Consider the following 24,065-nt stretch of genomic DNA (forward strand, 5'->3'; position numbering starts at 1 on the left):
GGGCCTGCGGCCCCTGAACACTTGATCCTAACGCGGATCGCCCGCGGCGCAGCGACAATCGGCCCCTGCCACCGCCCGGCGACGGGCCTATTTGGACCGAAAGACCCCCTTGACCCCGACCCTGGTGCTCGCCCCGATGGAAGGCCTGCTCGACCACGGCCTGCGCGACATCCTCACGCGCGTGGGCGGGGTCGACCGTTGCGTGTCGGAGTTCATCCGCATCACCGACCAGTTGCTGCCCTCGCGCAGCTTCGTGCGCGTGGTGCCCGAGCTGAAGCACGGCAGCCGCACCCCGGCTGGCGTGCCGGTGCGCCCGCAACTGCTGGGCAGCGACCCGGTGTGCCTGGCCGAGAACGCCGCGCGCCTGGCCGAGCTGGCCCCGGCCGGCATCGACCTGAACTTCGGCTGCCCGGCCAAGACCGTGAACCGCCACCGCGGCGGCGCCGTGCTGCTGGACGAGCCGGAGCTGATCCACGCCATCGTCGCCGCCGTGCGCCGCGCCGTGCCGGCGCCCATCGCCGTCTCGGCCAAGATGCGCCTGGGCAATGCCGACGACGCCCGCCTGCTCGACTGCGCCCACGCCATCGACAGCGCCGGCGCCAGCGAGCTGGCCGTGCACGCGCGCACCAAGGCGCACGGCTACCGGCCACCGGCCTACTGGGAGTCGATCGCCGCCGTGCGCGAGGCCGTGCGCCTGCCCGTCATCGCCAACGGCGAGATCTGGAGCGCCGACGACGCCGAACGCTGCCGCCAGGTGACCGGCTGCAGCACCCTGATGCTGGGCCGCGGCATGGTGCGCCGCCCCGGCCTGGCGCTGGCCATCCGCGCTGCCGGCCAGCCCGCTGCGGCGCCGCGCGAGATGACGGCGTCCTACAGCGACGCCGCCGTGGCGGCCCTACCATGGCGCCGCGTCGTGCCCCTGCTGGCCGACTTCTGGGCTGACGTGTGCGGCCGCGTCGAGCGCCGCCACCGCGCCGGGCGCCTGAAGCAGTGGCTGAACTACCTGCGCGTGGCCTACCCCGAGGCCCAGCAGGCCTTCGACGCCCTGCGCGCCGTGAACGACCCGGACGCCATCAGCGCCTGGGTGCTTCGAATTCAGGAGCTGCCGGCGCCGGCCAGTACAGCGCTGCAGCCCGAAAAGGCTTGAAAAATATCAACAACCGTTCTACCTGAAGGAAATTCACCGTGGCCTCCAGCCTGCTTCTGCTGCTCGACGACATCGCCGCCGTGCTCGACGACGTGGCCGTCATGTCCAAGATGGCCGCGCGCAAAAGCGCGGCCATGGCCGACGACGTGGCCGTGCTCACCAAGGTATCGGCGCAGAAAACCGCCGGCGTGCTGGGCGACGACCTGGCGCTGAACGCGCAGCAGGTCACCGGCGTGTCGGCCAACCGCGAAATCCCGGTGGTATGGCAGGTGGCCAAGGGCTCGATGCTCAACAAGGCCATCCTGGTGCCCGCCGCGCTGGCCATCAGCGCCTTCATGCCCTGGCTGGTCACGCCGCTGCTCATGGTGGGCGGCGCCTTCCTGGCGTTCGAGGGCTTCGAGAAAGTGGCGCACAAGGTCCTGCACAAGGAAGAGGCCGCCACACACCGGGCCGAACTCGAAGCCGCGCTGGCCGACCCCGGCGTGGACATGGCGCAGATGGAAAAGGACAAGGTCAAGGGCGCCATCCGCACCGACTTCATCCTCTCGGCCGAGATCATCGCCATCACCCTGGGCACCGTGGCCGGGCAGGACTTCTGGACCCAGCTGGCCGTGCTGGTCGGCATCGCCCTGCTGATGACCGTGGGCGTCTACGGCCTGGTCGGCGGCATCGTCAAGCTGGACGACCTGGGGCTGTGGCTGAGCCAGAAGGCCAGCAGCGCCGCCCAGGCCATCGGCCGCGGCATTTTGTGGCTGGCGCCGTGGCTGATGAAGTTCCTGTCGGTGGCCGGCACGGCGGCCATGTTTTTGGTGGGTGGCGGCATCATCGCCCACGGCATCGGGCCGCTCTACGCGCTCATCGAGCAATGGAGCGCTGCCGCCGGCGGCCTGGGCTGGCTGGTCGGCATGCTGGCCAACGCCGTCGTCGGCATCGTCACCGGCGCCATCGTGGTGGGCGTGGTCACGCTGATCAAGAAGCTGCGCGGCGGTGGTACGCGGGCGCCGGCGCATTGAGCCTGCCGCCATGGCATGTTGCGGGGGTAATTCGGATGTTTAGGAGCGGCCTTGGCCGCGATGGCTGCGCTGCCTGCTCCACGAATTTAGAGCGCCCCAACCGTCTTGGCACCGGTGGCGCTCTGTGCCTGAAGTGAAACACGACTTCGCTTCGCCCCCTGACTGGCGCACGCGGCACACCGGGTTGTGGGAGCGGGCTTGCCCGCGATGGGCGTTACTTTTGGGCGATGCGCCCCATCGCGGGCAAGCCCGCTCCCACAAAAAAACAGCGCCTCGTATCGGCCAGCCGAGGCGGTGGCGCGGACAAGGTCTTGCTGACCCTGATGGCCCCAAAGTTTTCCCCATCCCTCGATCAATACCAATCAAAAGTTGCCTCGTGGGTGGCCGTTGTCGCGATTGACATCAACTGTGGTTTGTTGTCAGAATTGACAACATGCGCGCCCAGCTGATCACCCACTTCAAGGATGTCACCCCAGAGGGAGACGTGATCGAGCTGATCGTCTGGAAGGTGCCCTCGCCGGTGCCGCCATCAACGCACGGCTACAAGTACCGGGCGGCCTACGTGGTGGGCGGCAAGCGGGTGATCGGCTTCGACAACGAGCGCGGCAAGGGCGACCATTGCCACATCGACGGGCACGAGGCGGACTACACGTTCAAAGGGCCTGGGCAACTGGTGGAAGACTTCATTGCCGCCATCGACGCAAGGAGAAAGACATGACCGAACGGACATTGACCATCACACAGACGCCCGACTGGCGCGCCGGCCTGCGCGCCGCCGGCAAGGCGGCAACGCGCGGGCGTTATGCCGGCGAAGTGCTGAACTTCGAGAGCCCGGCGCAGTTCTTCGGCCAGCTCACCGAAAAGCGCTGGGAACTGGTGCGCGCGGCGCAGGGCCGGGGGGTGCTGCCGGTGCGCGAACTGGCGCGGCTGGTGGCGCGCGACGTGCGTCGTGTGCACGACGACGTGGTGGTGCTGGCCGACCTTGGCCTGCTGGAGCGCACCGAAGGCGGCGGCGTGATCTGCCCGTTCGCGACGGTCCACGTGGACTTCAAGCTGGAGCGGGCGGCGGCGTAATCGTGATCTGACCCCGATTCCCTAGCGAAAGTTGTGGGGAAACCTCAGGCTCTGACCCCGATTTCCCTCCGATTTCCCTCCGATTTCCCTCCGATTTCCCCTGACCCCGATTTCGCTCCGATTTCCCTGTGCCAATTCCCGGCCTCTCGATTCCTCCCATCAGTCTTGCAGCACGTTATTGAAGAAGGTGCAAGATCTGGCACCGGGTTGATGAAGCTGGGAAATTTTCAGCCATTTTTGCCCGATGATGGTTTCGACTAGGGCGATATTACCTTTGCGCTCGATGACAAGACCACAATGGCTGTCATCGCCGCTACGTAGCTTGCGGCGAAAATCTGGCAATTGGGCTTGGAGACGTTGCTGTGCTGCCAACCTCTGTCTATGCTTGTCCAGCAGCTCCGCTACGTATGTAAACCGTATTGACTGCTTTTCTTGTTTTGCCACTTTTGCGATCGAAGCGAAACCATCTTTAAAGCCAAAAATCACAGCATCGCTCATGCTGCTAAGGGGTATGGGCATCACGGGACGAAACGCTGAGTCAGCAATGGTGCGTGTTTCTGTACGACGATCGGCGCTAATAACTGACATAAAAAAATGCCCTTGGCCAACGCTAAATACACGATATCTTTCATTGCCACTTTTCTTGGTGATTATTTTTCCCGTTGCAGCATCAAGTAGAGCCACTTGATGCCCTCTGGTGGCGGTTGCCAACAGGGTACCGCAACTGTCTGCACAAGCAAGATTTTTAACGTAGCGACTGGCCTCGTCGTCAAAACCGCCAGCCTTGATTTGGCCGAAGACCGGTACTCGCCATTGCAATGTTGGTGGCTCACTGTCTAAACGTATGGAGAGAACTTCTCCATCCATGTTGCCGATGAACAAAAATCGGCCATCCGCGGAAAACGTTGCCGAATGAACGAAGTTGCCCCATTTGCTGTGCCCTTCAGGGACGAAAGAGATCGGCGTGTCACTCGACTTTTTTGCCATCCCATTGTTGTCAATCTTGAATTTAAACAATCTGTGGCCGAGAACCAATAAAAACTGCTTGGCTGCGGAATCGAAGCTGTAAGCAATTCCATAGGATGGACGTTCAATGCCCTCAAGCACTCCGCGCCATATGGTTTCTCCTGTTGGAAGGTTGCGAATAACAAGCTCACCCTTAATTATGTTTATGATGTATTTCCCATCTGGATTGATATGTACGTGCTCCCAATCTTGAGCTGGGTGGGCATTACTCGTCTCGGCTTCGGGGATTGCTGGTAGCTCCACAGTTTGATCTTGAAATCTGACAAATGTTTTTCCGCCTCCTTGCCGCAAGATGCCAAATGTCTGGCCGTTCTGTGAAACTGAGTAGTACGGACTAGGAACTCGTGGCCACTGTAATTGAATTTCGTCAGGCACCGAGCAGTATCCTTCAGGAATGCTTGCGCCCAGAGTAAGTGATAAAGAAATAATTTTAATTATTTTGAACATTTTCCGTGGTGAATAAAAGTGTAAATGGAGGATAAATAGGTCGGATGAAAATCTCCGCGCCTCAATCCACCCCAATCGTTTTCCGCAACTCCCGCTTCAACAGCTTCCCACTCGGATTTTTCGGCAGCGCATCGACAAACACCACGCGCTTCGGGCTCTTGAAATGCGCCATGTGCGCGTTGCAGTGCTCGATGACCTGCGCTTCAGTCAAGTCCTGCCCCTGCTTGACCACGATCACCGCCGTCACCGCCTCCACCCACTTCGGATCGGGCAGGCCGATCACCGCGACTTCGCTGACCTGGGGCAGGCGGTAGATCATTTCCTCGACCTCGCGGCTGGCGACGTTCTCGCCGCCGGACTTGATCATGTCCTTCTTGCGGTCGACCACGCTGATGTAGCCCTCGTCGTCGATGGTGCCGAGGTCGCCCGAGTGGAACCAGTCGCCCTCGAAGGCGGCCTTCGTCCGCTCGTCGTCGTGGAAGTAGCCCTGCATCAGGTGCGGCGAGCGGTGCACGATCTCGCCGACTTCGCCCACGGCCACGTCGCGCATCTGGTCGTCGACCACGCGCGTCTCGACGTTGATGACCGCGCGGCCGGCCGAGCCGGGTTTGCGCAGCTGATCCTCGGGGCCGAGCATCGTCGCCAGCGGGGCGATTTCGGTCTGGCCGTACAGGTTCCACAGGCGCACATTCGGCAGGCGGCGGGCGATCTCCTTCATCACCTCCACCGGCATGATGGAGGCGCCGTAGTAGCCCTTGGCCAGCTTCGACAGATCGGTCTGGTCGAACAGCGGCGAGCGCAGCAGGGCGATCCACACCGTGGGCGGGGCGAAGAAGCTGGTGATGCCGTGCGCCGCCATCATGGCCAGCAGGTTGTCGGGCGTGGGTTTGGCGGTGATGTGGTTCTCGCTGCCGATGTAGATGGCGGGGCCGAAGAACACGTCGAGCTGCGCGCAGTGGTACAGCGGCAGCGCGTGCAGGGCCACGTCTTTTTCGGCGACCTCAGCGTTGATGCAGCAGCTGACGTACTGCCACAGCACGGCGTCGTGCGTCAGCATGGCGCCTTTCGGGCTCGACTCGGTGCCGCTGGTGTAGACGATCTGCAGCAGGTCGGTGCTTTGCAGCGGCGTGTCGGGCAGCGGCGCGGTGCAGGCCGCCAGGTCGTGAAAGCTGGCCATGCCTTCCACCGGCTCGCTCGGGTCTTCGCTGGGCAGCCAGATGAAGTCCTGCACATGCGTGTCCAGCTTGGCCGCGGCGCGCGCCAGCTCGGCCAGGCCGCTGTCGGTGGCCAGCGTGCGGGCGCCGGCGTGGCGCAGGATGTAGGCCACCTCGTCGGCCTTCAGCATGAAGTTGATGGGCACCAGCACCGCGCCCAGCCGCGCCAGCGCAAAGCGCATGGCGGCAAAGCCGTGCGAGTTGCGCGCCAGCACGGCCACCTTGTCGCCATGGGCGATGCCGCGCTGCGCCAGTCCGGCGGCCAGGCGGGTGACGAGGGCGTCGAACTCGGCATAGGTCCAGCGCGTGTCGCCGCAATGGATGGCCAGCTTGTTCGGCAGGCGGATGGCGGTGCGGCGCAGCAGGTCGCCCAGGGCCTGGCGGCGGGTGATGGGGTGCATGGTGTCTCCGGTGTTTTTCAAGTGTTTTTGGCCTCTGGTGCTTGTCCAGCAAGCGCAGGAAGCTATGTTTTTTGAAGCAAATTGACGCGCATGGGGCGGATGAAGGGCTCGCCCGGCGGTGGCTTGAGCGCCTCGAAGCGTTCGCGCACGCGCTCGCGCATGGCGGGGCTGAAGCGGCGGTCGGCGTAGGTCACGTCGGTCATGCGGCGCTCGAAATCCTCGAAGTCGGCGTAACGCACGGGCACGTTGAAGTGGTGCTCCACCACGGCGCGCCAGCCACCGCTGGCCACGGCGCGCTGCACGGCCTGGTAGGCGGCGTGGCGCACCGCCTGCTCATCGTTGAACAGGCGCACGATCTCGTTCATGGGGCCGGTGAACACCGGCTCGGACACGTACAGGTGGCCGCCGGGCTTGAGCACTCGGCGCGCCTCGGCCAGGCCCTGGTCCATCCCGTCCAGCGGCACGTGGTGCAGCGACTTGAGCATGATCGCCAGGTCGAAGGCCGCGTCGTCGAACGGGATGGCCTGCGCGCCGGCGGCGATGAAAGTGAGGCCCGGCACGGGTGGCGCGGCCAGGTTCTTGGCGTGCTGCGCTTCATCCACCTCCAGCCCGGTGACGGTGCAGGCGGGGTAGGCGGTGAGCAGCTTGCGCGACAGGTAGGCGGCGCCGCAGCCGATTTCGATGATGCGTTGCTCGTGCAGCGGCACCAGCCGGTTCAGCAGCGCCAGTTCATCGGTGACGATGTCGGTGGGGGTGAAGTCGGGGATTTCCATGTCAGGGGCGGCGCACAGCGGCGGGGTGTGGAGTGGGTGTGGGAGCGGGCTTGCCCGCGATGGGGCGCATCGACGGCGCGTGAAGTCCTATCGCGGGCAAGCCCGCTACCACAAAGGGGTGGCGATGGGCGAGCTTCGCGGGCTTCATTTTCCATCACAAGGTTGAAACCACCGGCTTTAAGCCGGTCAGCTTTAGCTCGATGATGTTGGGATGCACTACAGATGCGGCGGCCACACGGTCTACCAGATCGAATATCACTTTGTGTGGGTCACGAAGTCCCACTACAGGGTGCTTCGTGGGGAGATTGGACTGAGGGTTAAAGAGTTGGTACGCCAGACGCGCGAGGCTTTTGGTAGCTGGAGCATCACTTTGAGCCGAACCCAAATGACAACTTCAGGGCAGAGCCTTGACTACAGGACGCGTTGTGAAGTCGACGCGTGGGTGGGCACTTTCAGTGCCTGGCAGTCAACCCACCGGCTTTAGCCGGTGGTTGTTGAGTTCAATCCAGATAAGGGCCAAAGCCCTGCGGCGGCTCGAAGCGCTTGTTGCGCCACACCACGCGCGTGGGCACGGGCTCTGGCAGGGCACGGGCGGGTACCGAATGGGCTTCGTCGCCCGGGTAGCACAGCACGCGGGTCTCGGCGGTGTCGGCGGGCTGGGGCTCGATCAGCGGCGGCGTGCGGCTGCGCGCGTCGGCCATGGCGTGGGCCACGTCGCGGTACTGCATCAGGTGCAGCAGGCTGACGATTTGCGGCGGGGCCATGTCGATCTCGTGCGCGCGGTATTGCTGCAGCGCCTGCCTGGGCGTGAGCCAGCGCGCCTCGGTCACCTCGAAGTCGTCGTGCCTGGCCTCCTGCGCGGGCGGCACGGCGGCAAGGAAGAAGCGCGTGTCGAAACGCTTGTTCATCACCGAGGGCCGGCGCGGCGTGATCCAGCGCACCCAGGGAGCGAGGGCGTCGGTGTCGAGCCGCGCGCCGTGCTCGGCCAGCAGGGCGGCGAAGGATTCGCCGGCGCGCAGGCGCTCGCAGGTGGCGGCGCTGTGCTCGGCGATCTCGGCGGCGCCAACCTGCAGATACAGCAGGCCCGATTCCTCGGCCGCCTCGCGCGCGGCGGCCACGTAGAAGGCGGCGGCCTGCTCGGGCGTCAGCGCCGGTTCGGCCACGCGGGCGTGCAGCTCGGCCATGGGGCGGTCGAGCAGGGCCAGCATCTCGGGCGCGCTGTCGGCTGCATCCACCTTGCCGCCGGGGAAGACGTAGGCGCCGCCCAGCACGGCCGAATCGGTGTGGCGGCGCATCAGCAGCACCTGCAGCCCGTCGGCGCTGTCGCGCAGCATCACCACGCTGGCCGAGTCGCGCGGCGGGGTGTCGATGATGTCGTGGTTGAGTTCCATGGGCGGCATTTTGGCGCCAAGCCGGGGCGGCGTTTGTCGGCTGCGCTACAGGGGGCGCGGCGGCGGTGAATTACAGTCGGCGCCAGTCAAAGGCAAGCCAAGGAGCAACACACATGGACAAGATCGATTTCACCGGCCGCGTGGCCATCGTCACCGGCGCCGGCGGCGGGCTGGGGCGCCTGCATGCGCTGGCGCTGGCCGAGCGCGGCGCCAAGGTGGTGGTCAACGACCTGGGCGGCGCGGTGGATGGCAGCGGCGGCTCCGCCAGCGCGGCGCAGAAGGTGGTCGACGAGATCAAGGCCAAGGGCGGCGAGGCGATGGCCAACGGCGCCTCGGTGACCGATTTCGACGCCGTGCAGGCCATGGTGCAGCAGGCCATCGACACCTGGGGCCGCGTCGACATCCTGGTGCACAACGCCGGCATCCTGCGCGACAAGAGCTTCGGCAAGATGGAGCTGGCCGATTTCCGCCTGGTGGTGGACGTGCACCTGATGGGTGGCGTGCACCTGTGCAAGGCCGCCTGGCCGCACATGGTCGAGCAGAAATACGGCCGCATCGTGCTGACCACCTCGTCCAGCGGCCTGTACGGCAACTTCGGCCAGAGCAACTACGGCGCCGCCAAGATGGCGCTGGTGGGCCTGATGCAGACATTGAGCATCGAAGGCGCCAAGAGCGACATCCGCGTCAACTGCCTGGCGCCCACCGCCGCCACCCGCATGACCGAAGGCCTGCTGCCGCCCGAAGTGCTGGAGGCCCTGAAGCCCGAGGCCGTGGTGCCCGCCATGCTGGTGGCGGTGAGCGAGCAGGCGCCCAGCCGCATGATCTTTGCCGCCGGCGCCGGCACCTACGAGGCCGCGCACGTCACCTTGACCAAGGGCGTGCACCTGGGCCTGACCCCCGACACGCCCGAGCGCCTGGCGGCCGCGCTGGAGCAGGTGCGCGACCGCAGCGGCGAAACCGTGCCGCAGGTCGGCGGCGAGCAGGGCCGCAACGAGGTGGGGCAGGCGCTGGCCGCGCGCCGCTGACCCGGCGTCAGGCGGGACTTGTGCGCCTGTGCTAACTTCGCCACCCCGCCTGAAAGAACGGAACAAGAACATGAGCACGCTGAGCGACCGGCTGGCCACGCTGACGCCCGAGCGTCTGCGTGGCATCCGCCGCGGCATCGAGAAGGAAAGCCTGCGCGCGCAGCCCGGCGGCACGCTGGCGCTGACGCCGCACCCGGCCGCGCTGGGCTCGCCGCTGACGCACCCGCACATCACCACCGATTTCAGCGAATCGCAGCTCGAACTGGTGACGGGCGTGCATGGCAACGTCGATGCCGCGCTGGCCGAGCTGTCGCAGATCCACCAGGTGGTCTACCAGGGGCTGGCCGCGCTGGGCGACGAGATGCTGTGGGTCAGCAGCATGCCCTGCGGCCTGCCGACCGACGAAACCATTCCGCTGGGCCGCTACGGCAGCAGCAACGTCGGCCGCGCCAAGAGCGTGTACCGCATGGGGCTGGGCCACCGCTACGGCCGGCGCATGCAGACCATCTCGGGTATCCACTACAACTGGTCGCTGCCGGGTTTGAGCAACGACAACTACTTCGCGCTGATCCGCAACTTCCGCCGCAACGCGGTGGTGCTGCTGTACCTGTTCGGCGCCTCGCCGGCGGTGTGTTCGTGCTTCGTCGCCGGGCGCGACCACGAACTGCAGCCCATGGGCGCCAACACCATGGGGCTGCCGCACGCCACCTCACTGCGCATGGGGCGCCTGGGCTACCAGAGCGATGCGCAGGCCCAGCTGGCCGTGAGCTACAACAGCCTGGAGAGCTACGCCGCCTCGCTGGAAGAAGCCTTGACCAAGCCGTACCCGGCCTATGAGGCGGTGGGCATCCAGAACCCCGGCGGCGACTACAACCAGCTGGCCACCACGCTGCTGCAGATCGAGAACGAGTTCTACGGCACCATCCGGCCCAAGCGCGTCATCCGCCCCGGCGAGCGCCCGCTGCACGCGCTGCGCGAGCGCGGTGTCGAATACGTCGAAGTGCGGCTGATGGACCTGGACCCGTTCGAGCCCATCGGCCTCAACGCCGACACGGCGCGCTTTCTCGACCTGTTCCTGCTGCACTGCCTGCTGGAAGACAGCCCACCCGATTCGCCGGACGAGATCGCGGCGGTGAAGAACAACCAGCATCTCACGGCCGCGCGCGGGCGCGAGCCCGGCCTGCTGCTGCAGCGCCTGGGCCAGCCCGTGACCCTGGCCGACTGGGCGGCCGACATCGTGGGGCAGTTGGAACCCGTGGCCGCCGCCATGGACGCACAGGATGGCGGCCGTGCCTACGCCGACGCCCTGGCCGCCGCCCGCGCGGCGCTGGCCGCGCCGCACACGCTGCCCTCGGCCCGCGTGCTGAGCGCCATGCGCGCCGAGCATGCCGACAGCTTCTCGGCCTTCGTCAGCGCGCGTTCGCTGGACACCCGCGCCCGGCTGCTGGCGCTGCCGTACAGCGCCGATCTGAAGGCGCGCTTCGACCAGCTGGCCGCCGCCTCGGTGGCCGAGCAGAAGCGCATCGAGGCCAGCGACCAGGTGCCGTTCGAGGACTACCGGCGCGAATACACCTCGCCCGAGCGCCTGGGCACCGGCGCCCGCGCGGTGCTGGCCGGCGCCGAATCGGTGTGAGCGCGGCAGGGCAGACCACCCGGCGCGGCTTTGCGGCGCGCACGCTGGCGCTGGGCGCGGCGGCGCTGCTGGGCACCGCGCTGGCGGGCTGCGGCCGCAGCCAGGGCAAGGCGCAGCCCGTGCCGGCCGGCAGCACCGTGCTGGCGCTGGGCGATTCGCTGACCTACGGCACCGGCGCCTCGGCCGAGGCCAGCTACCCCACGGTGCTGGCCGAACTGACGGGCTGGAACGTCGTCAACGCCGGCGTGCCGGGCGACACCAGCGCGCAGGCGCTGGCGCGGCTGCCGGCGCTGCTGGCCGAGCACCGCCCGAAGCTGGTCATCGTCAGCATCGGCGGCAACGACTTCCTGCGCAAGCTGCCCGAGAGCGACACGCGCGCCAACGTGCATGCGGCCTGCAAGCTGGCGCTCGAATCAGGTGCGCAGGTGTTGCTGGTGGCCGTGCCGCGCGCCACCGTGGCCGCCGCGCTGGGCCAGATGACCGACCACGCGCTGTACGCCGAGGTCGCGAAGGACCTGAACATTCCGCTGCAGCGCGAAGGCTGGGGCGAGGTGCTGGCGCAGGCCGAGCTGCGTTCCGACCAGGTGCACGCCAATGCCAAGGGCTACGCGCAGTTCGCGCGCAGCGTGCAGGGCACGGCGGCGGCGGCGGGGTTGTTGCCGCGCTGAGGGGTGTTGGGCGGCGCTGTTGGCCGTGGCGGGTGACTGGGGCAGGCGCGGGCGCTGCCATCGCGGCCAAGGCTGCTCCCACAGGGTGATGGCGTTAGATACTCCCTGCTGTGACAGACGCTAGCGCCCGCTCACTGGGCGCTTGAAACATATACTCCCTTTGATTTTGTTGGCGCAGGCTTGCGCGCTGTGTGTGGAAGCGGGCTTGCCCGCGATGCAGCGGTGGATGAGGGCGCGGCGCCGCCATCGCGGCCAAGGCCGCTCCCACAGGCCGATGGGGATAGATACTCCCTGATATGTCAGCCGCCAGCGCCCGCCATATGGTCGCTGCAAACACATACTCCCCTCGTTTTCAACGAGGCTGACCGCTCACTCGATGTTCTGCACCTGCTCGCGCATCTGCTCGATCAGCACCTTCATGTCGACCGAGACGCGCGTCAGCTCCAGCGCGGCGGATTTGCTGCCCAGCGTGTTCGCCTCGCGGTGCAGTTCCTGGATCAGGAAGTCCAGCCGCTTGCCGACCTCGCCGCCTTTCTTCAGCACGGCCTCGATCTCATCGAGGTGCGCCGCCAGCCGGCCCAGTTCCTCGGCCACGTCGATGCGGATGGCGAAGGCCGTGGCCTCGGCCAGGGCGCGCTCCTGCGCGGCCTCGGGGCCGACCTGGCCGTCGCCGCTGGCCAGCGCCTCGTGCCAGCGCGCGATGAAGCGCTCTTTCTGCGCCTGCACCGCCTGCGGCACCAGCGGCTCGGCGGCGCGCGCCAGTTCGCGCAGCTGTGCCACGCGCTCGCGGATCAGCTTGGCCAGGCGCGCACCTTCGCGCGCACGCGCGGCGACGAAATCGTCCAGCACGGTCTGCGCCAGTTCCATCAGCGCCTTGGCGGTGCCTTCGTCGTCGGCCGGTTCGGCGCTGCTGGCCGCGCGCAGCGCGTCGGCCACCGACAGCGGCGCGGCATCCGGCAGCCACACGCGCACCTGGTCCTGCACCGAGGCCAGGCGCTGCAGCACTCGCGGGGGTGGGTCGGCCAGGGTGCCGGCGTCGCGGCCTTGCAGGTAGGCGCGCAGCTCGACCTTGCCGCGTTTCAGGCGCTGGCCCAGCAACTCGCGCAACGCGGGCTCGTGCTGGCGCAATTCGTCCGACAGGCGAAAGCCGAGGTCCAGAAAACGGCTGTTGACCGAGCGCAGTTCCAAGCCCACGCGGGGCTGCGCATTCTTCCACGCCGGGGCGTCTTCGGTGCTGCCGTGGGCGGTCTGCTGACCGCTGGCATAACCGGTCATACTGTAAACTGACATGTTACTTTTCCCGGTGCGAAACGGTCTTTATCATGGCCTTGTCTGATCGGGACGCAGCCGTTTTGGCCGGGCCGACAGACAGCACAAATTATGTCAAAGCAGAAACCCGCACCCCTGCCGGCCGACACGGTGATCGGCGGGTATCGCGTGGTGCGTCGCATCTCGGCCGGCGGTTTCGGCGTGGTCTATCTGGCGGTCGACAAGGAAGGCCAGCAGGTCGCCATCAAGGAATACCTGCCCTCGGCGCTGACGGTGCGCGACCAGGGCGAACTGGTGCCGCACGTGGCGCCCGAGAAGCTGTCGCTGTACCGCCTGGGCCTGAAAAGCTTCTTCGAGGAAGGCCGTTCGCTGGCGCAGATCTCCCACCCCTCGGTGGTGAGCGTGCTGAACTTCTTCCGCCAGAACGAAACCGTGTACATGGTGATGAACTACCTGGAGGGCGCGACCCTGCAGGACTTCATCGTCACCGCGCGCGACCTGAAGAAGCAGAAGGTGTTCCGCGAGTCCACCATCCGCTCGCTGTTCGACGAGATCCTGCGCGGGCTGCGCATCGTGCACCAGCACAAGATGCTGCACCTGGACCTGAAGCCGGCCAACATCTTCATCACCGACGACAACAAGGCGGTGATGATCGACTTCGGCGCCGCGCGCGAGGTGCTGAACAAGGAAGGCAACTTCACCCGCCCCATGTACACGCCCGGCTTTGCCGCGCCCGAGATGTACCGCCGCGACTCCACCATGGGCCCGTGGACCGACATCTACGCCATTGGCGCCTGCATCTATTCGTGCATGCAGGGCTACCCGCCCAACGATGCGCCGCAGCGGCTCGAAAAAGACCGCCTGGCGCTGTCGCTCACGCGCATGCGCGGCGTGTATTCCGACAACCTGATCGAGGTGGTCGAGTGGTGCATGTCGCTCGATCCGCTGTCGCGCCCGCAGTCGGTGTTCGCGCTGCAGAAGGAGCTGAGCCGCGAGGGCGAGCGCCAGTACACCAAACTCAGCGTGGGCGAGAAGGTGCGCCTGCAGTTCGACAACATGGTGACCGACACCAAGAAGAACCTCAAGCGCGCCACGCGCTTCGGCAAGAGTTGACGCGATCCCCCATCAGCCGCGCCGCACCCGCCCGTCGTGACGGCGAGCCCCCGGCCATTCCATCCCAGTTTCAATGAAATTCTCGGTATTTCAGCTCAGCCGCTTGGGCGGCCGTGAGAAGAACGAAGACCGCATGGGTTACTGCTACACCCGCGACGCCGGCCTGTTCGTGCTGGCCGACGGCATGGGCGGGCACCCGGACGGCGAGGTGGCAGCGCAGATTGCCCTGCAGTCCATGTCGGCCACCTTCCAGCGCCAGGCCAAGCCCAAGCTGCCCACGCCATCCACCTTTCTGGCCACGGGGCTGATGGCGGCCCACCACCAGATCATCCGCTACGCCAGCGAACGCGGCTTGCTCGACACGCCGCGCACCACGCTGGTGGCCGGGCTGGTGCAGTCGGGCGAGCTGCACTGGGTGCACTGTGGCGATTCGCGCCTGTACGTGGTGCGCGACGGTGCGCTGCTCACGCGCACGCGCGACCATTCGTACAGCGAGGCGCAGGCCAAGGCCGGTGCCTCGCTGGAGGGCATCAACCGCAACGTGCTGTTCACTTGCCTGGGCTCCACGGTGCGGCCCATGTTCGACGTCGCCGGCCCGCTGCGCCTGGCCGAGGGCGACAAGGTGCTGCTGTGCTCCGACGGCCTGTGGGGCAGCCTGACGGACGAGCAGATCGTCAGCGTGCTGTCTGCCAGCCCCGTGGCCGATGCCGTACCGGCGGTGGTGGAGATGGCGCTGCAGGCCGCCGGCGAGCATTCCGACAACGTCACGGTGCTGGCCTTCGAATGGGAGACGCCGGCCGATTCGGGCTTCCAGCACAGCGGCTTCACCGAGACCGAGCTGATGAGCGACGATGTGTTCGCCTCCACCATCCAGGCCGGGCTGGACCCGCTGATGGACGAGATGGACGAAGAGGCCATCGAGCGCTCGATCGCCGAGATCAATGAGGCGATCCAGAGAACGAAAAAAATCACACCCCCCTGAAGCGGCTGACGCCGCTTCCCCCCTCTGCTGCGCGAGGGGGGACATCGCCAGTGGCCGGCGCAGGTCCGTCCACGGCGATCCTGGCATGGCCTGCTCCGCGGCCTTTTGAATTCGACACGAACATGACCACTGACTCCATCGCTTCCACCCGTACCGACCGCGCGCCCGATGCGCTGCGCCCCGTCACCATCACGCGCGGCTACACCGTGCATGCCGAAGGCTCGGTGCTGATCGAGTTCGGGCAGACCAAGGTGCTGTGCACCGCTTCCGTCGAGGAGCGCGTGCCGCCGCACAAGCGCGGCAGTGGCGAGGGCTGGGTGACGGCCGAATACGGCATGCTGCCGCGTGCCACGCACACGCGCGGCGACCGCGAGGCCGCGCGCGGCAAGCAGAGCGGCCGCACGCAGGAGATCCAGCGCCTCATCGGCCGCAGCCTGCGCGCCGTGTTCGACCTGGCCAAGCTGGGCGAGCGCACCATCCACCTCGACTGCGACGTGATCCAGGCCGACGGTGGCACGCGCACCGCCGCCATCACCGGCGCCTACGTGGCCGCGCACGACGCGGTGAGCTGGCTGCTGGCGCGCGGCGCGATCAGCGAATCGCCCATCCTGCACCCGGTGGCGGCCATCTCGGTGGGCATCGTCGGCGGCACGCCCGTGCTCGATCTGGACTACGCACAGGACTCGTCGTGCGACACCGACATGAACGTGGTGATGACCGGCGCCGGCCATTACGTCGAGGTGCAGGGCACGGCCGAGGGCGTGGCCTTCTCGCGTGCCGAGATGGATCAGCTGCTGCGCCTGGCCGAAAAGGGCATTGGCGAGCTGATCGCGATGCAGTCCAAGGCACTGCAAAAACAAGAGCTGCTTGCGCTTGTCTGAAAAGCGCTGCAGCCTGATTTGGCATGAAAATCGTTCTGGCATCCAACAACGCCGGCAAGCTGGCCGAGCTGCAGGCCATGCTGGCACCGCTGGGCATGGATCTGGTGCGCCAGGCCGACCTGGGCATCGGCGAGGCTGAGGAGCCGTTCCGCACTTTCGTCGAGAACGCGCTGGCCAAGGCGCGCCACGCATCCTTGATGAGCGGCCTGCCCGCGCTGGCCGACGACGCCGGCCTGTGCGTCGATGCCTTCGGCGGCCTGCCGGGCGTCGACACGGCCTTCTACGCCACGCAGTTCGGCTACGAAAAGAGCGACGACAACAACGTGCGTGCGCTGCTAGAGCAGATGCGCGATGTCGACAACCGCCGCGCCGCCATGGTCAGCACGCTGGTGGCGCTGCGCAGTGCCGACGACCCCGAGCCGCTGATCGCCGTCGGCCGCGTGGTGGGCGAGATCACGCGCGAGCGGCGCGGCACGGGCGGCTTCGGCTTCGATCCGGTGATGTTCATCTCTGAGTTCGGCCAGACCTTTGCCGAGCTGCCGCCCGCCATGAAGAACGCCCACAGCCACCGCGGCCGCGCCGCAGCGCGCATGGTGGAGTTGATGCGTGCGCACTGGCTGGCGTAACGGAGGATTCAATATTCATAGCTGCTTGCGCCTGCCAGTCAAGGATTTCAGATATGTTTCTAAATGAAATCCTTATGCAGCGTGCGCAAGCAGCTCTGATTATTGAAGTGAACTGTTGCGCCCCTCGCCGATGAACGACGTCTCGCACTACTTGCGTCCCGGCACGCTGCAACTGCCAGCGCTGCCGCCGCTGTCGCTGTACGTGCACCTGCCGTGGTGCATCCGCAAGTGCCCCTACTGCGATTTCAACTCGCACGAGCGGCGCGAGGGCACCGACGCCGCCGCGCAGCAGGCGCGCTACGTCGATGCGCTGATGGCCGATCTGGAAGCCGGCCTGCCGCTCATCTGGGGCCGCCCCATCTACAGCGTGTTCATCGGCGGCGGCACGCCCAGCCTGTTCGAGCCGGCGCAGATCGACCGCCTGATCGCCGGCGTGCGCGCCCGCCTGCCGCTGGAGCCGGCCTGCGAGATCACGCTGGAGGCCAACCCGGGCACCTTCGAGCGCGAGCGCTTCGCCGCCTTTCGCGCCGCCGGCGTCACGCGCCTGTCGATCGGCGTGCAGAGCTTCAACGACCGGCACCTGCAGGCCATCGGCCGCGTGCACGACGGCGCGCAGGCCCGCGCCGCGGTGGAAGAGGCCGCGCGCGCCTTCGACACCTTCAACCTCGACCTGATGTACGCGCTGCCCGGCCAGTCGCTGGCCGATCTGCAGCACGATCTGGCCACGGCGCTGGCCTTCAACCCGCCGCACCTGTCGGTCTACCACCTGACGATCGAGCCGAACACGGTGTTCGCCAAGTTTCCGCCGCGCGTGCCGGACGAGGACGTGGCGTGGGACATGCTCGACCACATCACCGAAGCCACGGCGCAGGCCGGGCTGGAGCGCTACGAAGTCTCGGCCTACGCGCGCGCCGGCCACCGCTGCGTGCACAACCAGAACTACTGGCAGTTCGGCGACTACCTGGGCATCGGCGCGGGCGCGCACGGCAAGCTGAGCTTTCCGCACCGCATCGTGCGGCAGGTGCGGCACCGCCAGCCCGAGCTGTACATGGAGCGCGCCCTGGCCGGCGACGCCGTGGCGCAGGCGCACGAGGTGGCCCGGCGCGAGCTGCCGTTCGAATACATGCTGAACGCGCTGCGGCTGAAGGATGGCTTCACGCTGCAGGATTACTTCGACAGAACCGGCCTGCCGCCCAGCAGCGTGCGCGAAGCGCTGCAAAAAGCAGAGCAGAGCGGCTGGCTGGAACAGGATGGTGCGGTGCTGCGGCCCACCGCGCGCGGCTTCGATTTCCTGAGCGATCTGCAGGCGCTGTTTCTGCCCGAGGACTGAGGCCTGCGGTGCTGGCCCGTCGTGTGGCGACTATGTCGCACGACACACATCAGAGTAGTTCTGAACTGACGCACAGGCGCCGCCGGCACCTACTGCGCGCGCGCCGATCTCTTCATACGATGAACCCATCGCAAACGCTTCAACACTACTTCATGACCCCATGAAGGGCGTTTGTGAAACATCACAGGAGATTCACCATGAACGAAGACACCATCGCCGGCAACTGGAAGCAGTTCAAGGGCAAAGTGAAAGAGCAGTGGGGCAAGCTGACGGACGACGATCTGGACGTGATTGCCGGCAAGCGCGACCAGATGGTCGGCAAGATGCAGGAGCGCTACGGCATCGCCCGTGACGAAGCCGAGAAGCAGGTGAGCAACTGGGAAAGCAGCAACAAGTACCGCTGGTAAGTCGTACGGTTGCCGGGTTCGCTCGCCGAGCCCTGACCGCCGAAGCCGCGTGTGCCGTTCAGGCCGCGCGGCTTTTTCGTGGCCGCCTCAGATGGCGTGCACCTGCGTCGGCAGCGGGAACCCGGCCGACTCCACCAGTGTTTCCAGCAGGCGCTGCCAGTCGTCGTCGGCGTTCATCAGTTGCATCTGGCTGCCATCCATGAAGCCGCTGGCCACGCAGTGGTCGATGAAGCGCAGCATGGCCTCGTAGTAGCCGTGCTGATTCAGCAGGCCGAGCGGCTTGTTGTGGTAACCGAGCTGGCGCCAGGTCCAGGTCTCGAAGAATTCCTCGAAGGTGCCGATGCCGCCCGGCAGCGCCAGGAAGGCGTCGGCGCGCTCGGCCATGATGCGCTTGCGCTCGTGCATGGTCTCGACCACGTGCAGCTCGGTGCAGCCACGGTGCGCATGCTCGCGCTCCACCAGCGTGCGCGGAATCACGCCGACGACACGGCCGCCCGCGGCCAGCGTGGCATCGGCCACCACGCCCATGAGCCCGCTGCGGCCGCCGCCATACACCAGCTGGCCGCCGCGCGCGCCGATCCAGTGGCCGACCTCGGCGGCGGTGTGCGCGAAGCGCTCGTCAACACCGGGGCGCGAGCCGCAGTAGACGCAGATCGAAAAGGCAGGAGCGTTCATCAGGCGAAAAAATGCGTGTAGAGCGCCGACAGCCAGATGCCGCCCGCCAGCACCAGGCTGAGCAGCACGGCGGCAGAGCCCATGTCCTTGGCGCGCTTGGACAAATCGTGCCATTCCGGGCCGATGCGGTCGATGGCGGTCTCGATGCCGGTGTTGAGCAGCTCGACGATCATCACGAACAGCACCGAGCCGGCCAGCAGCGCCGTCTCCATCCAGCTGCGGCCGATCCAGAACGCCGCCGGCAGCAGCACGAAGGCGGCAATGGCCTCCTGCCGGAAGGCGGTCTCGCCCCAGCCGGCGCGCAGCCCCTCGATGGAGTAGCCCGTGGCGTGCCACACGCGCGACAGGCCGGTGCGTGCCTTCTGCGGGTTGACGGGGTCCGGCGCGGTGGAGGCGGTCGGTGGCGAGGGCGGATTCATGCGGCGATTGTCGGGCACGGGCATGACGGATGTGGGGGCGGCGGCGCTTGCGCTCACACGCGGCGGCGCGACAGGTCGGGCTGCACGTCGATCAGCCGGGTGCCGGCCCACACGTCGTGCCAGAACTGCTGCCCGCGCTGAAAGCGGCTCAGCAGCGCCCACACCACGATCCAGCCCCCCATCAGCACCGTCACCTCGCCGCCCGACAGCTTGAACGGCGCCATGGCGGCCAGCGGGGGCAGAAACCACACCCAGGCCAGCAGATACCGGAGCAGCGCGCGCGGCCAGCGCAGCGGCTGGCCCTGCCGGTCGACGACGCGGATGTGCCAGGTCTTCATCGGCAGCGTCTGGCCCTTGACCCAGAAATAGCCGAAGTACAGCGCCAGCACGGCGAACAGCAGCAACTGCAGCGCATGGCGGTTGTCCAACGCGTGGCGCGTGTTGGTCAGGATGCCGAAGACCAGGCCCGGCAGCACCACCACGCCGAACATCAGCGTGCCCTCGTACAGCCAGCAGGCCATGCGGCGGCGCAGCGAGGGCGCGCGCAGCGAGGCGGGCAGGGCAGGCATGGTGGGGGAGGCCGGAGCGGCGGATGAATTCATGCGACAGGAGACTTCTGGGGCGGCGGGCAGGATGCCGGCCGCCTGTCGGCGGTTCAGCGCTGCGGCTCGGGCGCCGATGCGGGCGGCTGGGGCAGAAGTGTATGGCGATTCACGGGCGGCGCCGGCTGCGCCGTGGTGGCAGGTGCCGGCCCGGTAGGCGTGGCCACCGGCACGGGCGGGCGCGTGGGGCGCAGCAGGCGATCGGCCGGCGCCGGCCGCAGCGCGGGTGCGGCACCGGCGGGCGGCTTGGGCCGGTCGTTGGCCAGGCGCTCGCGCTCCTCGACCGGCAGGGCCTGGTATTCCTCCCATTTGGCGCGCCTTTCGTCGGCGGGCACGCGGCGCACCTCGCCGAAATTGAGCCGCGCCTGCGTGCGCTGCGCCGGGGTCAGGTTGGCCCATTCGGTCATGCGGCTTTGCAGCGTGGCGCGCTCGTCGGGCGACATGCGGTTGAAGTTGTCGACCAGCGCCACCCATTTGCGTTGCTGGTCGGCCCCCATGGTGGGCCAGAGCTTGCTGAGCGGCTGCAGCGCGGCCTGCTGCTCCGAGGTCAGGCTGCGCCAGGCGATCATGCTGCCGGCCTGGGCAGTCAGGGTGGCTTCAGCCGGGGCCTGCGCCCACGCCGAAGTCAGCATCAGGGTGCTGAGAGCGACGAGCAGGACCGGCAGGATGGGGCGCATGGGCGTGGCGAAGGGGCGATGGCCACAGCTTAACGGGTGACGCTGCCCTGTGCTCCCTTGCTGGACTTCAGGTATTGCAGAAAGCCCGGATCGGCGTACGCCTCGGGCGGCAGGTCGTCGGTCAGCAGGGCGGCGTCCAGTTCGGCCACTTCGGCGGTGCGGTCGTCGTCCTGCACCAGGTTGATGGTGACGAGGCCGGCCGCCACGACCAGCACCAGCATGCCCGAGGCCAGGCGGCCCCAGAAGCCCAGGCCGTCGTCGCCCAGGCCGAGCGTGGCGGTGTCGCCGCTGCGCGACACGGCGCTGGCGGCACGCTGGCGCACCAGCGCCACCGGCTGCCTGCGCCGCGCCAGCGCCTGTTCGCGCGCCGCACGCAGGCGCTCGCCGATGTCGTGCGGCAGCGCCTCGGCACCGGCCGAAAGGCGCGCGGCCACGCGCAAGCCGAAACGGTTGTGCAGGGTATCGGTGTGCTGTTGGCTGTAGTTGGTGTTCATGGCAGGATTCCCCTGGCTCGCAGTGCCTTGGCCAGCGCCTGGACCGCACGCGAGCAGTGCGTCTTGACACTGCCTTCCGAGCACCCCATGGCAGCCGCCGTTTCGGCAACATCCATTTCCTCCCAGTAACGCATCAGAAACGCCTCGCGTTGACGGTTGGGAAGGGCCTGTATCTGTAACTCGATCTCCCGCAGGATCTCGGCGCGGCGCGTCGAATCCTCGGCGCTTTCGATCTGCTGCGAATCCGAGGCGCCGGCAAAGGCTTCCAGCAGGTCGAAATCCCCATCGCCGTCGGGCGACTCGAAGTCGCTCATGTTCGAGAACAGGGCGTTGCGTGTCTTCTGGCGGCGGAACCAGTCCAGCGTGCTGTTGGACAGGATGCGCTGGAACAGCAGCGGCAGCTCGGCCGGCGGCTTGTCGCCGTAGTGCTCGGCCAGCTTCATCATGCTGTCCTGCACGATGTCGAGTGCTGCATCCTCGTCGCGCACGTGGTAGACGGTGCGCTTGAACGCCCGCTTCTCGACGCTTTTGAGGAAATCGGAGAGTTCTTGTTCGGTGGCCAAGGACGTCGAACGACAGGGCGGCGGTGGCGCAGTGACTGCGGCGTGGTGGACGCGCCTTCGGCGGCGCCCATCCCTCTTTCTGGCCGCGATTATGGCACCCGGCCGCCACAGATTCGCGGCTGGCGCTGGCGCTGGCCATGTTGCAGTGCGATAATCCGCATTGCAGTCAAAAAAGGCAAACGGGTCATCGTCCGGCGGGAAAGCAGTCCCGGCCCATGGCGCATGGCCTCAAGTCCTGAAGCGGCCTCACAAGGGCTGGCAAGGGGCACCCAAGGTATTTCGTCAGAGAAATTCTCGAAAGGTTGATCAAAAATGGAAATCTCCAAAGCCGAACTCAAATCGGCCGCCGCCGCATCCGCCGGCAGCGACTCCTCCGAACTCCGTGGTGCTGAAATCCTCGTCAAGGCCCTGCAGGCCGAGGGCGTGAAATTCGTCTGGGGCTACCCCGGCGGCGCAGCGCTGCACATCTACGACGCGTTCTACAGGCAGGACACCATCCAGCACGTGCTGGTGCGCCACGAGCAGGCCGCCGTGCACGCCGCCGACGGCTTTGCGCGCGCCACGGGTGACGTGGGCGTGGCGCTGGTCACCTCCGGCCCCGGCGTCACCAACGCCATCACCGGCATCGCCACCGCCTACATGGATTCGATTCCGCTGGTGGTCATCACCGGCCAGGTCTCCACCACCGCCATCGGGCAGGACGCCTTCCAGGAATGCGACACCGTGGGCATCACGCGCCCCATCGTCAAGCACAACTTCCTGGTCAAGGACGCGCACGACATGGCCGAGGTGATGAAGAAGGCCTTCCACATCGCGCGCTCGGGCCGCCCCGGCCCGGTGGTGGTGGACGTGCCGAAGGACGTGTCGTTCAACAAGGTGCCCTACAAGGGCTACCCCGAGAGCGTGGAAATGCGCTCGTACAACCCGGTGCGCAAGGGCCACAGCGGCCAGATCCGCAAGGCGCTGCAGCTGCTGATGAGCGCCAAGCGCCCCTACATCTACACCGGCGGCGGCGTGCTGCTGGCCAATGCGACGGACGAACTGCGCGCCCTGGTCGATCTGCTCAACTACCCGGTCACCAACACGCTGATGGGCCTGGGCGCCTTCCCGGCCACCGACCGGCGCTTTGTCGGCATGCTGGGCATGCACGGCACCTGGGAAGCCAACAACGCCATGCAGAACTGCGACGTGCTGCTGGCCGTGGGCGCCCGCTTCGACGACCGCGTGATCGGCAACCCCAAGCACTTCGCGCAGAACGAGCGCAAGATCATCCACATCGACATCGACCCGTCCAGCATCTCCAAGCGCGTGAAGGTCGACGTGCCCATCGTCGGCGACGTGAAAGACGTGCTGACCGAGATGATCGGCATGATCCGCGAAGCCGGCAGCAAGCCCGATGAGGCCGCGCTGGCCGACTGGTGGAAGACCATTGAGGGCTGGCGCAGCCGCGACTGCCTGAAGTACGACCGCGCCAACACCGACGTCATCAAGCCGCAGAAGGTCATCGAGACGCTGTGGGATATGACCAAGGACGCCGATGCCTACGTCACGTCCGACGTCGGCCAGCACCAGATGTGGGCAGCGCAGTTCTACAAGTTCAACGAGCCGCGCCGCTGGATCAACTCCGGCGGCCTGGGCACCATGGGCGTGGGCATTCCCTACGCCATGGGCATCAAGCTGGCCAAACCCGAGAGCGAGGTGTATTGCGTGACGGGCGAGGGTTCGGTGCAGATGTGCATCCAGGAGCTGTCCACCTGCCTGCAGTACAACACGCCGATCAAGATTCTGGCGCTGAACAACCGCTACCTGGGCATGGTGCGCCAGTGGCAGGAGATCGAATACTCCGGCCGCTACAGCCACAGCTACATGGACGCGCTGCCCAACTTCGTGAAGCTGGCCGAGGCCTATGGCCACGTCGGCATGCTGATCGAGCGGCCGCAGGACGTGGAGCCGGCGCTGCGCGAGGCGCGCAAGCTCAAGGACCGCACCGTGTTCATGGACTTCCGCACCGACCCGACGGAAAACGTCTTCCCCATGGTGCAGGCTGGCAAGGGCATCACCGAGATGCTGCTGGGGGTGGAAGACCTTTGAAGCGATGGCGCATCCGGCTGGCGCATGCATGCCGGGCGCTCATTAATTCATAGTTGGTTGCGCTTGTCCAGCAAGGGTTTCAAGAGAAAATAGTATGAAATCCTTTGCTTACGGGCGCAAGCAG

25 protein-coding genes and 1 pseudogene are annotated in these 24,065 nt (G+C 66.8%); 15 read left to right on the forward strand and 11 right to left on the reverse strand.

The window, feature by feature from the left end; genetic code table 11:
- Nucleotides 1-136: 136 nt before the first annotated feature.
- The 4 genes from ACFSCU_RS09865 to ACFSCU_RS09880 all read left to right on the forward strand — a co-directional run bounded on the left by ACFSCU_RS09865 (nucleotide 137) and on the right by ACFSCU_RS09880 (nucleotide 3,234).
- Nucleotides 137-1,147, forward strand: a complete 1,011-nt coding sequence (locus ACFSCU_RS09865; RefSeq protein WP_377560914.1) for a tRNA-dihydrouridine synthase — start codon at nucleotides 137-139, stop codon at nucleotides 1,145-1,147.
- Nucleotides 1,148-1,185: 38 nt separating this feature from the next.
- Nucleotides 1,186-2,160, forward strand: a complete 975-nt coding sequence (locus ACFSCU_RS09870; protein WP_377560574.1) for a DUF808 domain-containing protein — start codon at nucleotides 1,186-1,188, stop codon at nucleotides 2,158-2,160.
- Between the two features lie 433 nt (nucleotides 2,161-2,593).
- On the forward strand, nucleotides 2,594-2,878 hold the full coding sequence (locus tag ACFSCU_RS09875) for a toxin-antitoxin system TumE family protein (protein ID WP_377560576.1): 285 nt from the start codon (nucleotides 2,594-2,596) through the stop codon (nucleotides 2,876-2,878).
- A complete protein-coding gene (locus ACFSCU_RS09880; protein ID WP_377560577.1) occupies nucleotides 2,875-3,234 on the forward strand; it encodes an HVO_A0114 family putative DNA-binding protein in 360 nt (119 codons plus the stop codon). The genes ACFSCU_RS09875 and ACFSCU_RS09880 overlap by 4 nt, the downstream gene beginning before the upstream one ends.
- A 159-nt stretch (nucleotides 3,235-3,393) precedes the next feature.
- Here ACFSCU_RS09880 and ACFSCU_RS09885 read toward each other — a convergent pair whose 3' ends face one another.
- From ACFSCU_RS09885 to ACFSCU_RS09895, 3 genes are all read right to left on the reverse strand, one after another.
- A complete protein-coding gene (locus tag ACFSCU_RS09885) occupies nucleotides 3,394-4,635 on the reverse strand; it encodes a WD40 repeat domain-containing protein (RefSeq protein WP_377560578.1) in 1,242 nt (413 codons plus the stop codon).
- A gap of 133 nt (nucleotides 4,636-4,768) precedes the next feature.
- Nucleotides 4,769-6,322, reverse strand: a complete 1,554-nt coding sequence (locus ACFSCU_RS09890; protein ID WP_180551111.1) for an acyl-CoA synthetase — start codon at nucleotides 6,320-6,322, stop codon at nucleotides 4,769-4,771.
- A 62-nt stretch (nucleotides 6,323-6,384) separates the two neighbouring features.
- A complete protein-coding gene (locus tag ACFSCU_RS09895; protein WP_377560579.1) occupies nucleotides 6,385-7,095 on the reverse strand; it encodes a class I SAM-dependent methyltransferase in 711 nt (236 codons plus the stop codon).
- Nucleotides 7,096-7,306: 211 nt separating this feature from the next.
- Between ACFSCU_RS09895 and ACFSCU_RS09900 the strand changes: the two are divergent.
- A pseudogene (locus ACFSCU_RS09900) lies at nucleotides 7,307-7,447 on the forward strand (transposase); the annotation flags it as partial.
- A gap of 148 nt (nucleotides 7,448-7,595) precedes the next feature.
- Here ACFSCU_RS09900 and ACFSCU_RS09905 read toward each other — a convergent pair.
- Nucleotides 7,596-8,486: an NUDIX hydrolase gene (locus tag ACFSCU_RS09905; RefSeq protein ID WP_180551112.1), complete on the reverse strand. Its 891-nt coding sequence runs from the start codon at nucleotides 8,484-8,486 to the stop codon at nucleotides 7,596-7,598.
- A 113-nt stretch (nucleotides 8,487-8,599) separates the two neighbouring features.
- Here ACFSCU_RS09905 and ACFSCU_RS09910 point away from each other — a divergent pair, with 113 nt between their 5' ends.
- The 3 genes from ACFSCU_RS09910 (at nucleotide 8,600) to ACFSCU_RS09920 (ending at nucleotide 11,812) form a co-directional block, all read left to right on the forward strand.
- Nucleotides 8,600-9,511, forward strand: a complete 912-nt coding sequence (locus ACFSCU_RS09910; protein ID WP_377560580.1) for an SDR family NAD(P)-dependent oxidoreductase — start codon at nucleotides 8,600-8,602, stop codon at nucleotides 9,509-9,511.
- Between the two features lie 70 nt (nucleotides 9,512-9,581).
- Entirely contained in the window at nucleotides 9,582-11,144 is a 1,563-nt protein-coding gene (gene gshA / locus ACFSCU_RS09915; RefSeq protein ID WP_377560581.1) for a glutamate--cysteine ligase, read from the forward strand.
- Complete coding sequence (locus tag ACFSCU_RS09920; protein WP_180551113.1) at nucleotides 11,141-11,812, forward strand: GDSL-type esterase/lipase family protein; 672 nt, start codon at nucleotides 11,141-11,143, stop codon at nucleotides 11,810-11,812. Before gshA ends, ACFSCU_RS09920 begins: the two co-directional genes overlap by 4 nt.
- 369 nt (nucleotides 11,813-12,181) lie before the next feature.
- Here ACFSCU_RS09920 and ACFSCU_RS09925 read toward each other — a convergent pair whose 3' ends face one another.
- Complete coding sequence (locus tag ACFSCU_RS09925; protein ID WP_377560582.1) at nucleotides 12,182-13,102, reverse strand: YicC/YloC family endoribonuclease; 921 nt, start codon at nucleotides 13,100-13,102, stop codon at nucleotides 12,182-12,184.
- A gap of 90 nt (nucleotides 13,103-13,192) precedes the next feature.
- Here ACFSCU_RS09925 and ACFSCU_RS09930 point away from each other — a divergent pair, with 90 nt between their 5' ends.
- The 6 genes from ACFSCU_RS09930 to ACFSCU_RS09955 all read left to right on the forward strand — a co-directional run bounded on the left by ACFSCU_RS09930 (nucleotide 13,193) and on the right by ACFSCU_RS09955 (nucleotide 18,420).
- Complete coding sequence (locus tag ACFSCU_RS09930) at nucleotides 13,193-14,194, forward strand: serine/threonine protein kinase (RefSeq protein ID WP_180551114.1); 1,002 nt, start codon at nucleotides 13,193-13,195, stop codon at nucleotides 14,192-14,194.
- Nucleotides 14,195-14,267: 73 nt separating this feature from the next.
- Nucleotides 14,268-15,176: a PP2C family protein-serine/threonine phosphatase gene (locus ACFSCU_RS09935; RefSeq protein ID WP_377560583.1), complete on the forward strand. Its 909-nt coding sequence runs from the start codon at nucleotides 14,268-14,270 to the stop codon at nucleotides 15,174-15,176.
- A 122-nt stretch (nucleotides 15,177-15,298) separates the two neighbouring features.
- Nucleotides 15,299-16,057, forward strand: coding sequence for a ribonuclease PH (gene rph / locus ACFSCU_RS09940; protein ID WP_333705526.1), 759 nt, complete (start codon nucleotides 15,299-15,301; stop codon nucleotides 16,055-16,057).
- A 23-nt stretch (nucleotides 16,058-16,080) separates the two neighbouring features.
- Complete coding sequence (rdgB, locus tag ACFSCU_RS09945; RefSeq protein ID WP_180551117.1) at nucleotides 16,081-16,683, forward strand: RdgB/HAM1 family non-canonical purine NTP pyrophosphatase; 603 nt, start codon at nucleotides 16,081-16,083, stop codon at nucleotides 16,681-16,683.
- A gap of 130 nt (nucleotides 16,684-16,813) precedes the next feature.
- Nucleotides 16,814-18,013, forward strand: a complete 1,200-nt coding sequence (hemW, locus tag ACFSCU_RS09950; protein WP_377560585.1) for a radical SAM family heme chaperone HemW — start codon at nucleotides 16,814-16,816, stop codon at nucleotides 18,011-18,013.
- A gap of 197 nt (nucleotides 18,014-18,210) precedes the next feature.
- Nucleotides 18,211-18,420: a CsbD family protein gene (locus ACFSCU_RS09955; RefSeq protein ID WP_180551118.1), complete on the forward strand. Its 210-nt coding sequence runs from the start codon at nucleotides 18,211-18,213 to the stop codon at nucleotides 18,418-18,420.
- Nucleotides 18,421-18,507: 87 nt separating this feature from the next.
- On the opposite strand, the gene ACFSCU_RS09960 is transcribed toward ACFSCU_RS09955, so the two are convergent.
- The 6 genes from ACFSCU_RS09960 to ACFSCU_RS09985 all read right to left on the reverse strand — a co-directional run bounded on the left by ACFSCU_RS09960 (nucleotide 18,508) and on the right by ACFSCU_RS09985 (nucleotide 21,850).
- The gene (locus tag ACFSCU_RS09960; protein WP_180551119.1) at nucleotides 18,508-19,095 is read right to left on the reverse strand and encodes an LOG family protein; all 588 of its coding nucleotides are present in this window, start codon (nucleotides 19,093-19,095) and stop codon (nucleotides 18,508-18,510) included.
- Nucleotides 19,095-19,514 carry a diacylglycerol kinase gene (locus ACFSCU_RS09965; protein WP_333705571.1) on the reverse strand — a complete coding sequence of 140 codons (420 nt, stop codon included), beginning with the start codon at nucleotides 19,512-19,514 and terminating at the stop codon, nucleotides 19,095-19,097. Before ACFSCU_RS09965 ends, ACFSCU_RS09960 begins: the two co-directional genes overlap by 1 nt.
- A 53-nt stretch (nucleotides 19,515-19,567) precedes the next feature.
- Nucleotides 19,568-20,083 carry an RDD family protein gene (locus ACFSCU_RS09970; protein WP_377560586.1) on the reverse strand — a complete coding sequence of 172 codons (516 nt, stop codon included), beginning with the start codon at nucleotides 20,081-20,083 and terminating at the stop codon, nucleotides 19,568-19,570.
- A gap of 86 nt (nucleotides 20,084-20,169) precedes the next feature.
- Nucleotides 20,170-20,793, reverse strand: a complete 624-nt coding sequence (locus ACFSCU_RS09975; RefSeq protein ID WP_180551120.1) for a DUF3106 domain-containing protein — start codon at nucleotides 20,791-20,793, stop codon at nucleotides 20,170-20,172.
- A gap of 29 nt (nucleotides 20,794-20,822) precedes the next feature.
- Nucleotides 20,823-21,287 (reverse strand): DUF3619 family protein, encoded by a 465-nt coding sequence (locus ACFSCU_RS09980; RefSeq protein ID WP_180551121.1) that lies wholly within the window; start codon nucleotides 21,285-21,287, stop codon nucleotides 20,823-20,825.
- Complete coding sequence (locus tag ACFSCU_RS09985) at nucleotides 21,284-21,850, reverse strand: RNA polymerase sigma factor (RefSeq protein WP_180551122.1); 567 nt, start codon at nucleotides 21,848-21,850, stop codon at nucleotides 21,284-21,286. Before ACFSCU_RS09985 ends, ACFSCU_RS09980 begins: the two co-directional genes overlap by 4 nt.
- Before the next feature lie 312 nt (nucleotides 21,851-22,162).
- On the opposite strand from ACFSCU_RS09985, the gene ACFSCU_RS09990 reads away from it, so the two are divergent.
- Entirely contained in the window at nucleotides 22,163-23,941 is a 1,779-nt protein-coding gene (locus tag ACFSCU_RS09990; RefSeq protein WP_180551123.1) for an acetolactate synthase 3 catalytic subunit, read from the forward strand.
- The last annotated feature ends 124 nt before the right edge of the window (nucleotides 23,942-24,065 follow it).

It is taken from the genome of Ottowia beijingensis, from assembly GCF_042680925.1.
In the GTDB taxonomy this organism is placed as follows: Bacteria; Pseudomonadota; Gammaproteobacteria; order Burkholderiales; family Burkholderiaceae_C; genus Ottowia; species Ottowia beijingensis.

What these genes read in the sequence shown, in the direction of transcription:
- ACFSCU_RS09865 (WP_377560914.1), top strand. Translation starts at nt 137, where the DNA reads ATGGAAGGCCTGCTCGACCACGGCCTGCGCGACATCCTCACGCGCGTG.
- ACFSCU_RS09875 (WP_377560576.1), top strand. Translation starts at nt 2,594, where the DNA reads ATGCGCGCCCAGCTGATCACCCACTTCAAGGATGTCACCCCAGAGGGA.
- ACFSCU_RS09880 (WP_377560577.1), top strand. Translation starts at nt 2,875, where the DNA reads ATGACCGAACGGACATTGACCATCACACAGACGCCCGACTGGCGCGCC.
- ACFSCU_RS09890 (WP_180551111.1), bottom strand. Translation starts at nt 6,322, where the DNA reads ATGCACCCCATCACCCGCCGCCAGGCCCTGGGCGACCTGCTGCGCCGC.
- ACFSCU_RS09895 (WP_377560579.1), bottom strand. Translation starts at nt 7,095, where the DNA reads ATGGAAATCCCCGACTTCACCCCCACCGACATCGTCACCGATGAACTG.
- ACFSCU_RS09905 (WP_180551112.1), bottom strand. Translation starts at nt 8,486, where the DNA reads ATGGAACTCAACCACGACATCATCGACACCCCGCCGCGCGACTCGGCC.
- ACFSCU_RS09910 (WP_377560580.1), top strand. Translation starts at nt 8,600, where the DNA reads ATGGACAAGATCGATTTCACCGGCCGCGTGGCCATCGTCACCGGCGCC.
- gshA (WP_377560581.1), top strand. Translation starts at nt 9,582, where the DNA reads ATGAGCACGCTGAGCGACCGGCTGGCCACGCTGACGCCCGAGCGTCTG.
- ACFSCU_RS09925 (WP_377560582.1), bottom strand. Translation starts at nt 13,102, where the DNA reads ATGTCAGTTTACAGTATGACCGGTTATGCCAGCGGTCAGCAGACCGCC.
- ACFSCU_RS09930 (WP_180551114.1), top strand. Translation starts at nt 13,193, where the DNA reads ATGTCAAAGCAGAAACCCGCACCCCTGCCGGCCGACACGGTGATCGGC.
- ACFSCU_RS09935 (WP_377560583.1), top strand. Translation starts at nt 14,268, where the DNA reads ATGAAATTCTCGGTATTTCAGCTCAGCCGCTTGGGCGGCCGTGAGAAG.
- rph (WP_333705526.1), top strand. Translation starts at nt 15,299, where the DNA reads ATGACCACTGACTCCATCGCTTCCACCCGTACCGACCGCGCGCCCGAT.
- rdgB (WP_180551117.1), top strand. Translation starts at nt 16,081, where the DNA reads ATGAAAATCGTTCTGGCATCCAACAACGCCGGCAAGCTGGCCGAGCTG.
- hemW (WP_377560585.1), top strand. Translation starts at nt 16,814, where the DNA reads ATGAACGACGTCTCGCACTACTTGCGTCCCGGCACGCTGCAACTGCCA.
- ACFSCU_RS09955 (WP_180551118.1), top strand. Translation starts at nt 18,211, where the DNA reads ATGAACGAAGACACCATCGCCGGCAACTGGAAGCAGTTCAAGGGCAAA.
- ACFSCU_RS09960 (WP_180551119.1), bottom strand. Translation starts at nt 19,095, where the DNA reads ATGAACGCTCCTGCCTTTTCGATCTGCGTCTACTGCGGCTCGCGCCCC.
- ACFSCU_RS09965 (WP_333705571.1), bottom strand. Translation starts at nt 19,514, where the DNA reads ATGAATCCGCCCTCGCCACCGACCGCCTCCACCGCGCCGGACCCCGTC.
- ACFSCU_RS09970 (WP_377560586.1), bottom strand. Translation starts at nt 20,083, where the DNA reads ATGCCTGCCCTGCCCGCCTCGCTGCGCGCGCCCTCGCTGCGCCGCCGC.
- ACFSCU_RS09975 (WP_180551120.1), bottom strand. Translation starts at nt 20,793, where the DNA reads ATGCGCCCCATCCTGCCGGTCCTGCTCGTCGCTCTCAGCACCCTGATG.
- ACFSCU_RS09980 (WP_180551121.1), bottom strand. Translation starts at nt 21,287, where the DNA reads ATGAACACCAACTACAGCCAACAGCACACCGATACCCTGCACAACCGT.
- ACFSCU_RS09990 (WP_180551123.1), top strand. Translation starts at nt 22,163, where the DNA reads ATGGAAATCTCCAAAGCCGAACTCAAATCGGCCGCCGCCGCATCCGCC.